Annotated in this window: 17 protein-coding genes; 8 read left to right on the top strand and 9 right to left on the bottom strand. The window is 44.4% G+C overall.

Going from position 1 to position 15177, the window contains the following annotated elements; translation table 11 throughout:
• Positions 1-230: 230 nt before the first annotated feature.
• The 6 genes from C9I98_RS10450 to C9I98_RS10425 all read left to right on the top strand — a co-directional run bounded on the left by C9I98_RS10450 (position 231) and on the right by C9I98_RS10425 (position 4958).
• Positions 231-1079 carry an enoyl-CoA hydratase/isomerase family protein gene (locus tag C9I98_RS10450; RefSeq protein ID WP_036827803.1) on the top strand — a complete coding sequence of 283 codons (849 nt, stop codon included), beginning with the start codon at positions 231-233 and terminating at the stop codon, positions 1077-1079.
• Between the two features lie 299 nt (positions 1080-1378).
• Positions 1379-1807, top strand: coding sequence for a universal stress protein (locus tag C9I98_RS10445; RefSeq protein WP_036829639.1), 429 nt, complete (start codon positions 1379-1381; stop codon positions 1805-1807).
• Between the two features lie 235 nt (positions 1808-2042).
• A complete protein-coding gene (gloA, locus tag C9I98_RS10440; protein ID WP_036816248.1) occupies positions 2043-2429 on the top strand; it encodes a lactoylglutathione lyase in 387 nt (128 codons plus the stop codon).
• A 57-nt stretch (positions 2430-2486) separates the two neighbouring features.
• On the top strand, positions 2487-3587 hold the full coding sequence (locus tag C9I98_RS10435) for an alkene reductase (RefSeq protein ID WP_036816246.1): 1101 nt from the start codon (positions 2487-2489) through the stop codon (positions 3585-3587).
• Positions 3588-3822: 235 nt separating this feature from the next.
• Positions 3823-4197 carry a DUF2784 domain-containing protein gene (locus tag C9I98_RS10430; RefSeq protein ID WP_036816244.1) on the top strand — a complete coding sequence of 125 codons (375 nt, stop codon included), beginning with the start codon at positions 3823-3825 and terminating at the stop codon, positions 4195-4197.
• Positions 4198-4202: 5 nt separating this feature from the next.
• Positions 4203-4958 carry an alpha/beta hydrolase gene (locus C9I98_RS10425; RefSeq protein ID WP_036816242.1) on the top strand — a complete coding sequence of 252 codons (756 nt, stop codon included), beginning with the start codon at positions 4203-4205 and terminating at the stop codon, positions 4956-4958.
• Between the two features lie 76 nt (positions 4959-5034).
• Here C9I98_RS10425 and C9I98_RS10420 read toward each other — a convergent pair whose 3' ends face one another.
• Positions 5035-6738 (bottom strand): protein adenylyltransferase SelO, encoded by a 1704-nt coding sequence (locus C9I98_RS10420; protein WP_036816240.1) that lies wholly within the window; start codon positions 6736-6738, stop codon positions 5035-5037.
• A gap of 276 nt (positions 6739-7014) precedes the next feature.
• Here C9I98_RS10420 and C9I98_RS10415 point away from each other — a divergent pair, with 276 nt between their 5' ends.
• Entirely contained in the window at positions 7015-7347 is a 333-nt protein-coding gene (locus tag C9I98_RS10415; protein WP_036816238.1) for a PepSY domain-containing protein, read from the top strand.
• A 90-nt stretch (positions 7348-7437) separates the two neighbouring features.
• On the opposite strand, the gene C9I98_RS10410 is transcribed toward C9I98_RS10415, so the two are convergent.
• Together C9I98_RS10410 and C9I98_RS10405 are read right to left on the bottom strand one after the other, a co-directional pair.
• Positions 7438-7929, bottom strand: a complete 492-nt coding sequence (locus C9I98_RS10410; protein WP_051901794.1) for a CYTH domain-containing protein — start codon at positions 7927-7929, stop codon at positions 7438-7440.
• Between the two features lie 252 nt (positions 7930-8181).
• Positions 8182-9390, bottom strand: a complete 1209-nt coding sequence (locus C9I98_RS10405; RefSeq protein WP_036816235.1) for a phosphoribosyltransferase family protein — start codon at positions 9388-9390, stop codon at positions 8182-8184.
• A gap of 236 nt (positions 9391-9626) precedes the next feature.
• On the opposite strand from C9I98_RS10405, the gene C9I98_RS10400 reads away from it, so the two are divergent.
• Positions 9627-9965 (top strand): hypothetical protein, encoded by a 339-nt coding sequence (locus C9I98_RS10400; RefSeq protein ID WP_036816233.1) that lies wholly within the window; start codon positions 9627-9629, stop codon positions 9963-9965.
• Between the two features lie 61 nt (positions 9966-10026).
• On the opposite strand, the gene C9I98_RS10395 is transcribed toward C9I98_RS10400, so the two are convergent.
• From C9I98_RS10395 to C9I98_RS10370, 6 genes are all read right to left on the bottom strand, one after another.
• Positions 10027-10242, bottom strand: a complete 216-nt coding sequence (locus C9I98_RS10395; protein ID WP_036816231.1) for a DUF3820 family protein — start codon at positions 10240-10242, stop codon at positions 10027-10029.
• A 25-nt stretch (positions 10243-10267) separates the two neighbouring features.
• A complete protein-coding gene (locus tag C9I98_RS10390) occupies positions 10268-10885 on the bottom strand; it encodes a fumarylacetoacetate hydrolase family protein (protein ID WP_036816228.1) in 618 nt (205 codons plus the stop codon).
• Positions 10886-11014: 129 nt separating this feature from the next.
• Positions 11015-11608, bottom strand: coding sequence for a YceI family protein (locus C9I98_RS10385; RefSeq protein WP_036816225.1), 594 nt, complete (start codon positions 11606-11608; stop codon positions 11015-11017).
• A gap of 67 nt (positions 11609-11675) precedes the next feature.
• Positions 11676-12581, bottom strand: a complete 906-nt coding sequence (locus C9I98_RS10380; protein ID WP_036816222.1) for a LysR substrate-binding domain-containing protein — start codon at positions 12579-12581, stop codon at positions 11676-11678.
• A gap of 99 nt (positions 12582-12680) precedes the next feature.
• Positions 12681-13403 (bottom strand): HAD family hydrolase, encoded by a 723-nt coding sequence (locus C9I98_RS10375; protein ID WP_051901792.1) that lies wholly within the window; start codon positions 13401-13403, stop codon positions 12681-12683.
• A 46-nt stretch (positions 13404-13449) separates the two neighbouring features.
• Positions 13450-15177, bottom strand: coding sequence for a putative 2-aminoethylphosphonate ABC transporter permease subunit (locus C9I98_RS10370; protein WP_107271945.1), 1728 nt, complete (start codon positions 15175-15177; stop codon positions 13450-13452).

Genomic DNA, 15177 nt, shown 5'->3' with positions numbered 1-15177 from the left:
TGACAGACCACAATAACGACACACAATTTCAAGCTATCTGTTCAGTTAAATTAGCTGATTACACGAATGCTCTAAGCATCAGTACTGAGATATAGCCAAGCAATTATTTAGAAATACCGAATTCTCTTATCCCTAAACCTACATTCACTTCAATCGGGTTGTCTCCTAGCTTTAGTTATATACAGCGCGCAGTCATGTTCTTCACTACAGCAGTAACAGAGGGTAACACCATGGATTACAAAAACTTCACCACGTTCAATGTAGAGGTTGCGGACGCTATAGCTTGGGTAACATTCGATTTTCCACCCGTGAATGTACAAGGACAGGAAATGCTGGCTGATCTTAGCTCTTTAGCTTTAAGACTGGAGCGGGATCGTGAAGTCAAAGTTGTTGTTTTTCAGTCTGCTCACCAAGAAATTTGGGTTTGCCACTATGACACCAACTTATTAATAGACATGTCTAAAGAAGCCGTTTCCCGTGATGACGCTAAATTACTCGACCTCCAATCCGTTCTGGAACGCATCAGTAAACTGCCACAAGCAACCATCGCCAAATTAGAAGGCTATGCCAGAGGTGGTGGACATGAATTTGCCCTAGCTTGTGATATGCGCTTTGCCGCAAGGGGCAAGTACAAGTTCATGCAAATGGAAGTCGCGATGGGAATCCTACCTTGCGGGGGCGGCGCTTCACGCATGGCACGACAAGTTGGGCTTGGCCGTGCTTTAGAAATCATCTTAAGTGCGAGAGACTTTGATGCAGATGAAGCCGAAGCCTACGGTACAATCAATAAAGCACTTGAGCCTGAAGAAATTGGTGAGTATGTTGAAAATCTTGCCAAACGTATTGCCAAGTTCCCAGCGGAATCCATCAATGCTTGTAAACAAACTGTCTATGAATCAATCGATAAGCCTATTGAGGAAGCGTTAAAAGCCGAAGCCTATTGGCTCTACCAAGCCACTAGCAAAACTGCGGCAATAAAGCGCTTTACATGGGCAGATGAGCAAGGCGCCCAATTTGATATTGATAATCAACGAAATTGGGAGGAGTTGGTTATCAACATACAAGATATTAATGACTAATCCGATTTATCACGATAATAAACGCAATATCATCAATTCAGCTCACATTCTTCCGAGACACTAATGTGAGTTGAATCTTGTATAATTAACTAAACAAGTAACTATCAAATATCATTAAAACTCAATTCCTTAAATACAGTCACCGCCTTCTAAAGGTATTAAATACTATTTAATATCAAATAGATAAAATCTAATTTAATCTGGCTTTTTTGCTGTTTTGCGACTTTCTTTACAATATTTATTCTCTTCTCGAACTATGCTGTTGCTATACCCTATATAGACAGCAAAAGGAGAGAGTTATGAAATACAAACACATCCTTGTCGCGCTAGAGCTCTCTGAAGAAAGTAACGTACTCATCGACAGAGCTGTTTTTCTTGCAAAACAGTTCAATGCTGACGTTTCCTTTATTCATATCGATGGTACTCACGGGGAGATCTACCCGGAACTTGTCGACATCCAAGCACAACCGGATGAAAACCCGCTGGGTGAGCCAAAAATGGATCAACTAAGGGCATTTGTCGTTCAAGCTAACCACCCAGTGAAACACTTCTTAATTGGTACTGGGGATTTAAGCGAAAAGCTCAAAGGGACAATTGAAGAAAATGGCGTCGAGCTGTTGATTTGCGGGCACCACCATGACTTCTGGAGTAAAATCGTGTCTTACTCTAAGCACCTGATCAACAACTCTCCTGTTGATATCCTCGTTGTGCCTATCAAGTCAAATTAGTCACGTCCTCCCCAATTTGGCTCCCTGCTCGAAGCCCTTGGATAAAACCTTGGGCTTCAAATTAATCATTTAGCTACCCCACCCTTTGATAATGTAAAATTATTAAAACAATAATTATTGATAATTTCACAATTCATATTGAATCATTTAATTTGTTTGGCAGATTCCAAACATTTGTATTCAGCACCTGCCCCATCAATTTATGTTGGTCAGGTTTGGGAAAGAAGGGTTAATTATGAAACTGCTACACACCATGATCCGCGTTACTGACCTAGAACAATCTATCAAGTTCTACACCGAAGTAATGGGCATGAGCCTTCTAGAGAAATTCGAAAACAGCGAATATCGCTACACCCTTGTTTTTGTTGGTTATGAAGACCAAGCTGACGGCACAACCATTGAGCTGACCCACAACTGGGATACTGACCAGTACGACATGGGTAATGCTTTTGGTCACCTAGCTATCGGTGTTGAAGATATTTACGCCACGTGTGATCTGATTAAGCGCCGTGGCGGCAACGTGACCCGTGAACCGGGTCCGCTAAAAGGTGGTTCTACCCACATTGCGTTTGTTCGTGACCCAGACGGTTACCAAATTGAGCTGATTCAGCAAAGCAAATAAGTCATCGTTCCTGAAGACCACAAGCATTAAGACCAAACGAATTAAGAGATTGAAGTAATGAAAGACGCACTATTTCAACCAATGCAATTGGGTAACCTTACCCTAAAAAACCGTATTGTAATGCCACCGATGACTCGCTCTCGTGCGACTCAGCCGGGTAATGTTGCCAATGACATGATGGCAAAGTATTACGCTCAGCGTGCAACAGCAGGCCTTATCGTAGCTGAAGGTACGCAAATTTCTGAAATGGGCCAAGGCTACGCTTGGACTCCGGGTATTTACAGCCAAGCGCAAATTGCTGGCTGGAAAAAAGTCACCGATGCCGTACATGAAAAAGAAGGCGCAATCTTTGCCCAGCTTTGGCACGTTGGCCGTGTTACCCACCCAGATAACATTGGCGGGCAGCAACCAATTTCATCTTCTGCACTAAAGGCTGAAAACGTTAAAGTTTTCATCGACAACGGTACAGATGAGCCCGGCTTTGTTGAAGTTGTAGAGCCTCGCGAGATGACCAAAGAGGACATCAAGCAAGTTGTAGCTGAATACCGTCAAGCCGCGTTAAACGCTATTGAAGCAGGGTTTGATGGCATTGAGCTCCACGCCGCCAACGGTTACTTGGTCAACCAGTTCATTGACTCAGAAGCCAACAATCGTACTGACGAGTACGGCGGCTCTATCGAAAACCGCCTACGCTTTTTGGGTGAAGTGGTTGAAGCAATGACCGATGCCATTGGTACTGAGCGCGTTGGTGTTCGCCTTGCGCCGTTTACATCACTAAACGGCACGGTTGATAAAACACCGGTAGAAACCTATACCGCAGCTACTGCGCTACTCAACAAGCTAAACGTTGTTTACGTCCACATTGCTGAAGTAGATTGGGATGATGCACCTGATACACCGATGGCGTTCAAGCATGCCATTCGCGAAGCATATCAGGGTACCATCATTTATGCCGGTCGCTACGATAGCGAAAAAGCCGCGAAGGCCCTAAACGATGGGCTAGCAGATATGGTTGGCTTTGGTCGCCCGTTCATCTCGAACCCAGACTTGCCAAGCCGTATTAAGAACGACTATCCACTGACAGCCCACGATCCAAACACCCTGTTTGGCGGTGCTGAAAAGGGGCTGCTTGACTACCCTGAGTACCAAGCAAGCTAACCCAATCACTTGTGTGATACTTACACATTTAGCCCGACAACCTAGCCGGGCTATTTTTATGTTTATCAACTTCCCTCAATCGAAACTATCCCCAGTTTTTGTTAATAACACCTATCATCCCACGCATTATCGGTCGGTATAACTTCCAAACGTTAACCAGCATGTGGATAACAGCCATTGGCTTGTTAGGCTCAGTATGATCATAATTTGATCATAGAAAGGGAGGTGATAGCCTATGATTTACCGAATGCTGGCAGATCTTATCGTTTTGCTTCATCTACTGTTTATCATCTTCGCTTTGCTTGGCGGCTCGCTGGTGTTGTGGCGCAGGTACATGCTATTTGCCCACATACCTGCTGCAATATGGGTGGTGTTGGTGAGCTTCAACAGTTGGGTTTGCCCTTTAACGCCACTGGAAAACACATTGAGACACTTGGCAGGTGAACAAGGCTACGCGGGTGGATTTGTCGAGCACTATATTATTCCCATCATTTACCCGGTTAACTTGAACTTTGATGTTCAGGTTTTACTGGGCATTGCGGCAACGGCTATCAATTTCATTATTTATGCGCTCGTCTATTATTGGTACAAGCTCAAGCAAGATAGGTGACGGGAATGAAATGCATATTGGTTTCCTTCGTGGTGTTCTACGCATTGTTTGCGCTTACTTTTTGCTCCCTGCAGCGTCAGTTTCTGTATTTTCCCCAAGATGCCAGTCATGTTTATGGCGAGATGAATATCAGCTTCGACGTTGATGGTACGCAGCTTTTAGGCTGGGTACTGAACGAAGGGCAACCTAAGGCATTAATCTATTACGGCGGAAATGCAGAAAGTATCGAAGCCAATATTCCCTTCTTCAAGTCGGTAATCCCCGATTATACCATTTACCTTATTCCCTATCGTGGTTATGGGAATAATGTCGGTACGCCGACTGAAAAGGTTCTATATAGCGATGCGGTACATGTCTTTCAGTCAGTTAAAACCAAACATGAATCCATTTCCTTGATGGGCCGGAGCCTTGGTTCTGGTGTTGCTACCTACGTGGCGGCTAATCGGCAGGTAGACAAACTAATCTTGGTGACACCCTTTGATAGCGTCGAAAATGTCGCAAAAGACATTTATTGGATGTTCCCCGTATCCTGGATGATTAAAGACCGGTTCAATTCTTTAGGTCGAGTAAAAGAGATTACCGCTCAAACTTATATTTTCGTTGCAGAAGATGATCGGGTGATCCCCCGAGCCAGAACCGACCAGTTAATTGCTGAATTTAGCGATCAACTGGTTGAGGTGATTGTCATTGCTGGGGCCGGTCACAATGATATTTCACAGTTTCCCGACTATGTTTCTGGGCTGAAGCGCGCATTGGACTAATGCGTCACACTGATATTCAACAACTAGTTAATCACACTAAAGATAGTTTTCACCTTGCCAGAAAGCCCCCTCTACGCTAGGAGGAACAGCTGTAATGAGAGACGCCGCCAGTTGCAAAAAATTCAAGAGGCCTTAAGCGGTAGTACTTCTCTTCCACGGCTTTTGATTGCTCATTGTATGGGGTCGCTAGAATAGCTTGTAGCTCATGAATAAGTAAAAAATCCCCATTCTTCGCTTGCTCATAAGCAGGCACAATGAGCCACTCTCGCCAGGTATACTTAGGGTTCACCTGCTTCATCTGGCCCGAAACCTCTTCAATACTCTGCATTGGGTTAAGCATTTCACGCCATGAATTCAGCCATAGTGACCACGCTTCTTCTAGCTCCTTACTTGGTTTCGCATAGAAGCTAGCCGAAATACCTGAAACATCTGTCGGGATGTTTGAAAGCTCACGGAAAAATATCGTGTAGTCAACATGGGTTTTCATCATCAGCGATAGCAGCTGGTTAAACAACTCACTATCGAATGTGTCTAGCCCGAGTTTTTCTGCCCACATTTTGCTAACTTTATCCTGCATAGCAAAAGAGAAGCCTTCAACGATCTGCTCTAGCTGTTCTAATGCCTCTGAATCTGCTTGTAAAAGCGGCTTTAAGGCTGAGCAAAATGACTCGAAGTTCTTCTCGGCAGCTAAAGGCTGGTTAAAGAAGGCAAAGTGGCGACCGCCTCCAGTCCAAGGTTGGAAATACGGGTCGAAGTACTCACAGAAACCAAATGGCCCGTAGTCCAGGGTGTATCCCCCCGCAGCACAATTGTCGCTATTAAAATTGCCTTGGCAGTAACCTACTCGTAGCCAGTTGGTGACTAACGATGTCAATCGGTCCCGAAACTCAGCTGCTAAAATCAGCAATTTGTCCGCCATTGGCAAGTCACTACCAATCTGCGCGCTGTATTCTCGGTCAATAACATGCAGCACTATCGTTTCTAACTCTGCCAGTGCCGTTGGATGCGCATTAACACGCGCTCTTCGGCTAAAGAGCTCTAGCTGACCAACTCGCAAGAAAGAAGGTGCGACGCGGGTAGTAATCGCAACAGGGTTTGAGACCATGATATCTGGGTTCTCTGAGCGAGACCCCTCACTGTACCATGGGCGGTCAACGGTTTCAGACGCCGAGACAAAGAGGCTTAGAGATCGAGAGGAAGGAATACCGAGTGCGTGCATATATTCTTGAGCAAGAAACTCCCTCACACTAGAACGCAACACTGCCCTACCATCCGCACCACGGCAGTAAGGTGTTGGTCCACCGCCTTTTAACTGCATCTCCCAGCGCTTGTTGTTTATCACACCTTCAAATACCGAAATGGCCCGGCCATCGCCATAGCCGTTACCCGTTTTAAATGGGCACTGCTGTGTGTATTCATTGCCATAAATCGATAGCGCATAACCCGTGGCCCACCCCATGTTTCGCATAGGTGCAGGCGCATCATCGAGACTTCCAGAGAAAAACTTTGCAAACTCATCGGTTTTCGCCAAGCTATCTTCTAGCCCCAATTCCTTAAAGAATTGGTGGCCATGGCTGACATAGATAGGGTCTGCAATTGGAGACGGTTTAACTGGCACATAATGGCCTGAATAAACTTGCCTTGGGCGAAAATCAACACCGTCTGATGTGGCATCAGGATCTGGGTTAAGAGTCTCAAGCAATGAATAATCTGATAGCTTAGCAAGGCTACTAAGATTAAAAATGTTTGCAGGAACCTCTGCTCCCTCTCGTTTACTCATCGCTTTAATGCTCCATGTATCTAACTCACTTTCACCTATTAGTAATGATACGTCTGCCTCAACAAAAAGGCATCAATCACTTACGCTTAAAAAGCATATTCTTTGGCCTCATAATCAGAGTATTCACTTCGTTCCCCTGCAATAATCAAGGTTATTACCTAAATTCAATGGTGATAAGGACAAATTGAGAGGAGAGATCATTCTAAATTACTAAGCACTGTCATCGATTTTGTTCGTATTAAAAATGTTCTGGCTTTGATAATAGTGGAGATACTCATGAAAAAATTTCTTTTAACTAGTGCTGTAATTGCTTTCATTACATTCTGCATACCAACCTATGCAGCGTCGGACGCAAAAATCATTAGTAAAGATGAAGCAATTAAGTCGGCACTTGCTGCGGTTGATGTTGAAGTGCTTGGTATTCGCCACGACGAACCAGATGCCCAATGGGATGTATTTGTTAAAAAAGGAGATAAAGCTTACGAAGTAGAGATAAACGCACTAACAGGTGAAATCGTTGCTGCTGAGGAAGAAACCCTAGCGGAAATACAAGCCGAACTGTCTGGTGATCTGTCACATGAAGGCGCACTTGGTGACGTTGATAAATAAGCAAAGCCCAATTTTTCCATCTCAGGGCTCATAGTGTTGAGCTCTGAGGTGGAGCAGTAACTATCTTCTTTTACAATTAAAATATCTTGTTTAGTCCGAGATAATACAGCTCTTACTTGCAAAATTTATTGCTTCAAACCCTTTTTTATCACTGACTTCTTCCCCGCAAAATGCCGGAGGAGTACAAGCTATAGCTTCTTCTTCATTTCGAAATTCAGCTTCAATGATGACCGGACCAGTACCATCAACTATTCTATTGATGCTAAATTTAACCTCTCTAAATTCATAGGTATACCGCTCGCGAACCAAGATGCTCGCCTCTAATCGAGAAAATACAGCATACTCATTTTCATCAATATAGATGTTAGTTATTGGCTCAGAAATTCCACTAATCTTTCCATACTTCTTGCACAACTTATAAGACATACCTTTCGGCGACTCTACTTTTCGAAGTCTTAGTCGAGTACCATCTACATAGGAGTCTGTAATTTGCTTTTTTTCTAACTTCGCAAGATCTGGCAGTTCATTAACTTTCGCCAACCATCTTCTTTCTATTTCTAACTCACTATACTTTGGGATCATTTAAAATTCCGAAACTAAATGTGTGGTCACACAACTAACATGTCATGCTTGAGTGGACTGATAACACTTTCATGCCAACCCCTTCAAGGTGCCAAGAACTCTCCGGAGAGGCCCTTCTATGGAACCCAATATATGACCATGTTCTCCAAATTGTTGTAAAAAAACTGATAGCTTACTATGTGGTGTGCCCCCCGACCTTAGTTCATCACTCTGAACGGGAGGCTTAACGTTATGTGATAGCTATATCAACCACTACAGTTCGGACAGTTGATCAGAGAACCAAATTTTACGCTGGAAGCGAGGGTTCTTCGATGACATGTCAATTTTGTACGGGTTCGTCTCTTCAGATCGCTGTGGTAACTTCAGTATCTTGCACAGCTCTTGGGCCAAGAATTTCTCAATTTTAAGCACAACCATTTTCTTGCGTAAGCGACCTTGCTCATCACGGTTCAAGATAGTTGGCATTGTATTCAGTGTCAGAATCTCACCCAAAGCAGGGTTAGACATACGCTCGCGACCTTCAGTACTTGCATAGAAATGTGAGACAGTGAATACCATGCGCTCAGGTTTTAACTGCTGAAGGAACTGACAAGATTTTACGACTGTTGAGCCGGTTCGCACCATATCATCAAACAGAACGATACTCGGGTTGTTTAAGCCCTCGAATGTGTCTTCACTCTCAGCGTGAAGAGTGATTTCAACCTTACGTTCAGCAGTACGCTCTTTGTCTAACATAATGAACTTAGCCTTGGGTAAACCAAGCGTGTTGTACATCTCTTTCACGAAGTCGCGAGCACCTTTGTCGGGCGCACAAAGAACGAGACCTTCACCATCTGGTCCGTAACTCAATATATTTGAACTCAGCAAGTAGTGAGCGTAAATCTTGTAAGGAATGAGATTGAAGAAACGGCCTTCGAACACTTCGCTAAACATCTTCTGTACAGAAACAGAATGGTTATGCACCGTCACTACATCATCAACACCAGCAAGCTTCAGCATCTGAGCATAGAGTTTAGAAGTAAAAGGTTGTCCATCAAACTTCTTAATGTCGGCTGTGTCTCGCTCACCGTGGGTATCCCCCAAATCTGCACGAGGACCACGATCTTGAGCTGAGAAAAACAGGTCTGGCTCAACCAATACCACACGGCTAGCACCATTTTCTTTGGCCGCTCGTGCAATGATAAGGTTATGCATGGCCAATTCCTGGCGGCTTGTAACCAGGTTACCGGTACTTACAATGACAACGGTCTTGCCTGCTAAGCTGTTACCAATATTCTCCATGTCATTTTCATCTGAGATAAAGCGTGGGCAAAACTCAGTGTTCATGAAGTGCTTCATGCTGATTACATCGGAGATATCTTCATCCTGGCCCATTGCATATGCAACATCGATTGCAAACGGGTTGTCGGATGAGTTACTGACAATCACTACATCATCTGATTGTGCATTCTGGCTGCTCATGGCATTCCTTATCAATATGAAAGAGAGTTGTTACGGGTATTCTATTACAGAATCAACAAAACGGCAGCGGCAAACGCCAGTTTGGGCGAAAGACTTTAAGGTTGGTGGCTAGCGTACTGGCTACAGTGAAATTAAAGACTACATGGCACAGAATTACCGCCTTTAGCAACTAAACCTCTACTACGTTCTCCCCTGATAGTGATAAAATCTCCGCATCAGAATTAACGAGAAACTCTATGTTTATCCATCATGTTAACGGCATCGACTGGCTGGTGATTACAGCGTTTGAAGAACTGAAAACTATATTCATCGAAGACGCCGGTGCGATCCCCTCTTGCTTCTCTACCGCCAGCGAATTGAACCTGATTGATCAAGCCAAGCGCACTTATGGATATTTGCCTACACTCAGCGGCGTAATCACCGATACCGGCACTTTCCAAAGCCAGGATAACGAAGAAGATTTGAACCCACAGCTTGCCTGCCTAGTTGAAGGGCGTGGTCGGGTGTTTATCTATCACGGCGGCTATGTGGCTTTTGTGGATGACGAGCAAACCTTTATTACCCGAATGGACTGAAAATTATTCAGTAAGTTGAAATCGGCGAATTGGCATCTTCTCGAGACAACCACAAAATCACTTAGTCACGCCTTAGCGGCCTGATCACACTTTCCAAGCCTTCGATTTTGAACTCTAGTGCCAAAGCCATCAAGGTGCCAAGTTCACCTTCGGGGAAGCCTTTTTTCTGGAACCAAAGCAGGTACTCTTCAGGCAGTTCAATCAATACTCGCCCGCTGTACTTACCAAATGGCATTTTCACATTTGCCAGTTTGACAAGGTGTTCTTTATTAAACATGTTGTACCTGCTTACTCTTTTTTGACTACGGTTGGTCTGCTACCCACTGCGCAGTATGAATTTCTTGTTCATCACAAAGTAATGACGCTGTGAATTTTGCGTTCGCTGGTACATTGCCTACACCAGCTGGCGTGCCTGTCATGATGATATCGCCATCTTCCAAGCTCATAAAGCTCTGTACTTCTTCAAGAATGACATCTGGCTGATAAATCATCAATGAAGTCCCACCTTGCTGCACACATTCATCATTGATGGATAACCGTAGTGCTAGCTCCCCTTCTTCAGGTACTGGTACAAAGTCAGTAAATAACGCCGATCCATCAAATGCCTTACTGCGCTCCCAAGGTAATGATTTAGCCTTCAGCTGGCTTTGAACTTCACGCTTAGTTAGATCCAACCCGATAGCCACTGCGGTAAATTTGCCCTTTTCATACAGATAAGAGAGCTCTGCCTCGTAATGTAACTGATCGCCATTATGGCTTGAAGCTAACTGAGCAGAGATTGCTGAGTTAGGCTTAACGAACAACACCATGCCCTGTGGAATTTCATTGCCCAATTCATGAATATGAGCGACATAGTTTCTTCCGACACACACAACTTTACTTGGGGTTATTTCATTGCTTCCAAAGCGTACCTTGTTCATTTTCATCCTTGAATTTACGGTTTATTAACAAATGCCAAAGTAGCACTATTAAAAAGAGCCAGCAATGCTAACTGCTGGCTCTTTATATTCAATTTGCTTCAATATGTAAAAAGCGGCTCACTCGATGAACTATTCTTCAGCCACAAAAATCAAATTGGCAGAGACGGGTACCGTCAGCAAGATGCTATTGAGCTTGGCAATGTCTTTGAGTTTATCAATACCGGTATCCAGTCCAAATTGGGCCGACTTTACTTCTACAGGCTTCAGGGTAGTCACTTGTAACCCGCCGTTCTCTAGCCCTGTTACCTGTACTCGCGTTCCAAGTTTTTGTTTCTTGCCATGTAAATCAAGCTCGAACTCAATATCCGTTTCCATGGTTTTACCCGGCGACATGCTGCTGAGTGCTTCAGAATCTACCGAGGCCACCAGCATCGTCAGTGGGTGTTTTTCTGTTTCAAACAACTCTTTCTTCATCCGCTCATCACGGATTTGGATATTGGTATCAACACTGGTGAGATCTATTGAGAGTTTCACATCACCAGCATCACTGATTGCACCAGATAGATTACGGAATGTGTGCTGCTCCAGCACTGAATCATTCTTTACGGATGAAAAACCAATCGTGGATTTCGGCCCATCCAAGCTCCAATTTGCCCATGCAGATGTCGCACTACATAACGTAAAAATCGCCCCTAAAACAAATATACTATTCTTCACTGCCATGCTCCCTCCGATTATTAGAATAAGCGTAACAATAGAAATATAGTGCAATTATCGACTTACGCCTTTCTTAGTGCTGTAGCATCACTTCAAGATCTGGTTTTGAATGTGACATTTGGGCATATAGCCAGTCACAAAATAGCTGTACTTTAGGTGGACGTTTACTCTGGGTTATCAAGTAATGACCTCGCTCTTCTGGCATCTCCCCCGGCATTGCAATCACCAGTTCGCCTTTTTCTAGCATATCCATGGCCACTAACGAGCGCACCATCAGTAGCCCTATATCATGCTTCGCGGCTTGCATCGCTTGAAGGGAGTTGTTCACTTCAAGAATGACACGCGGTGGCGCCGAGGTTAAGCCATGAAAATGCAACCATGAATACCAATCATCTTCGTACCCCTTCACTTGAATAGCATCCAGATCATTAAGCTCGAAGCGTACTAATTTTTCTTTGTGCTTTTCATAGTATTTAGGGCTACAAACCAAGTGCCACTGTTCGTTAAACAACCGCTCGGTTTGAATATCAGATCCGCCATACCGGCCGTTGGTGATTTCAACATCGACAGTATCGCAAGGGTTACGCGATGGCCAATCGACGGTGTCGATATCTATTCGAATAAATGGGTACTGACGGTAAAAACTTTTAAGCCGAGGAAGTAGCCACTGTTGTGCCAAGCTGTTGTTCACCCGCATTCTGAGTACTTCAGACTTTTCTTCGCCAAATAACGACTGGGTTTTCTTTTTTAACTGGCCAAGGGTGTAAGATACAACAGGGTGATATTTTTGCCCTGCATGGGTTAATGTCATTCCGCTCCGCCCCCTTTCTAACAACTGAGTGTCAAGAAAAGACTCAAGCTGCTTGAGCTGCTGGCTAATTGCAGCTTGAGTAACATTCAATTCTTTTGCCGCAAGGCTAACAGAGCGAAGACGTGCAACAGCTTCGAATACAACCAAAGCACGTAAAGGTGGCAACATAGACTCACTTACCATATCAATGAAAACCACCAAGACTAATCGACGAATATAACCACATGATGTAAAGCAGATGACGGCTAAATGACCCGCCAACGAGTATTAACTGTTTTCAATCATCGATATCAGCGATTTGGCATGCTGTTGGCTCACCGATAATGAGGATGCAACCGACCATTCACAAATATTCCAGCCACTCTCGCGGGCAATGTGTTCCAGTTTACTATCTGGATTGACGGCAACTGCGCAAGCCGCGTATTCCAGCAGGGGTAAATCATTATGCGAGTCACTAAAGAAAGTGATCTTATCAAAAGGGCCTTTATGCTCTAGCCATAACTTCAAACGAAGTACCTTGCCCATTTGGTAACTGGCAATACCTTCAACTTCACCTGTGATTCCTGATAATGACCTCTTCAAATCCACGCCCATCGCTTCATGCAAACCTAAACGACGGGCTATTGGTTCCACCAAAAAACTGGCACTTGCTGAGATCACCATGGTGGTATGGCCTAGGCTATTCAACCGGTGGATCAATGCCTGCGCCTGAGGGTAAACATTCGCAAGCACTTTTTCTTCAATAAAATCTTCAATATGTAAGGTGAGCTCGCGTTCACTCAATTGTGCTAACGGCTCAACCGAAAAAGAAAAGTACTCATTAAGCGACATATTCCCTTCGTAATATGCCTGCATCAACGCTTTATCTTTTTCCAAAAAGCCTGGCTCATTGGCGATGTCTTTCTCAACAAGATACTTATGCCAAAGAGTCGAGCAATCCGACGAAACCAAAGTTTCGTCCATATCAAAAATAATCAGGTATTTTTTCATTTCATTATCCTGCCTCCCCTACTTCAGGGAGGCTAACTCTCAGTCGTTAACGTGTTTTCCAGCGCTGGGTATGCTTGAGAAGGAAATGGCTGATGATCAGATGCAGCACTTTCGCACCAGCGGCTAACAACATGATCATAATTGCCATTGCTGCAGCCGAAGCCATCGCGCCAGTATCAGCCATGTTCATGACCGCCACACTGGCCACTATATTTTGTGTCGAATATAAGAAAACCACCGCAGACGTAGTCGTCATTGCGTTGACAAACATATAAATGAACACATCAAGTATCGCTGGCAGACAAACCGGGACAGAGACTTTCCAAAAAGCTTTGAATTGACTAATTTTCAACGATGCTGCAACTGCTTCAATTTCTGCAGGCAATTGTTTCAATGCCGTCAGTGAGGTTAAGTGCCCCACGGTATAGAGGTGAACTATGGTGTTCAGCACCAAAATAGCCATGGTGCCGTACAGCACATTCAGCGGATTGCTTGAATCATTAAAGAAAAAGATATAGCCAAGGCCAAGTACCAAGCCAGGGACCGCCATTGGTAACATGGCGATCAAATGAATCAAACTACGTAGGCGCTGCATACCATTGGCCTTCTCGACAGCATAGGCAATCACAAAGGTAAACACGGTACCGATACCCGCAGCTAGCAATGCCATCTTGATCGAGTTATAAAACGGCATCCAGCCGTATACTGTCAGGTTTTCAAAGTCATAATGACGCAGCGTTAATGTGGTGTTGTATGGCCAAAAAGTCACTAAAGAGCCATACACTGCCATACCGATGACAGTGAGAATACTCAGGGCAACAAGTAAACACCACGCGAACGCGACACCGTCACGTAACTTGTTCGGCTTAGGCTGGTAAGGCACTGCGCTGGTAGACATCATTTGCTGTTGTTTTTTCCTGACCCAGCGATCGATAGCAAAAGCAACCAATGCAGGTAATAACAACACAGCGCTTGTTACTGCCCCCATCGAGAAGTTTTGCATACCAACAACCTGCTTGTAGATATCTGTCGCTAATACGTTATATTGGCCGCCAATCACTTTTGCTACACCGAAATCACATACCACAAGGGTGAAAATAACAATCAGTGCCGAGATAAGCCCATATTTGGCATTGGAAAGCGTCACCACAAAGAAGGTTTTCCACGCAGGTATACGCAACACCTTAGCTGCCTCATACAAGCGAGCATCGGAGTTAGAGAGGCCAGTTGAGATCAAAATCATCGCGTGGGGAAAGCACCAGAACACCAATCCAAGCACGATCCCTATCGGGCCATAAATACTGCTGCCCAATAACAATTCCTTCGCAACACCTTGGTTACCAAACAAATAGACCAAAGCAATACCCGGCAGCAACGAGGGAGTTAAAATCGGTAAATAGCCAAGTGCTTTAAAAACAGTCTTGCCTGGCATACAAGTGCGGGTTAGTGCAAAACTATAGCCAAACGCCACCACACCAACCACTGCGGTCACGACTACCCCCATGGTTAGAGTGTTGGAAAGCGATTGGCTTAATGATGGCGTAGATAGGTATTGGATATAATTTGCAAGACCAACAAACTCACCATTTGTGCCATACAAGCTTTTGATTAACATAGTCAAAAGCGGTAATACCAGGCCAATCGTCATTAAAATAATGACCGAGCATAATAAGAACGCCATAAGCCATTGGTCACGGCTTAGACGTTTGAAACCCATTTTTGGCAGTTTTTGTGTTTGCTGTACCTGCGCGCCGGGCAATACTGAAGCGTCCAT

It is taken from the genome of Photobacterium sanctipauli (assembly GCF_003026495.1).
GTDB lineage: Bacteria > Pseudomonadota > Gammaproteobacteria > Enterobacterales > Vibrionaceae > Photobacterium > Photobacterium sanctipauli.
The sequence above is the reverse complement of the archived record's forward strand: the minus strand, read 5'-3'. Positions and strand labels throughout refer to the sequence as shown.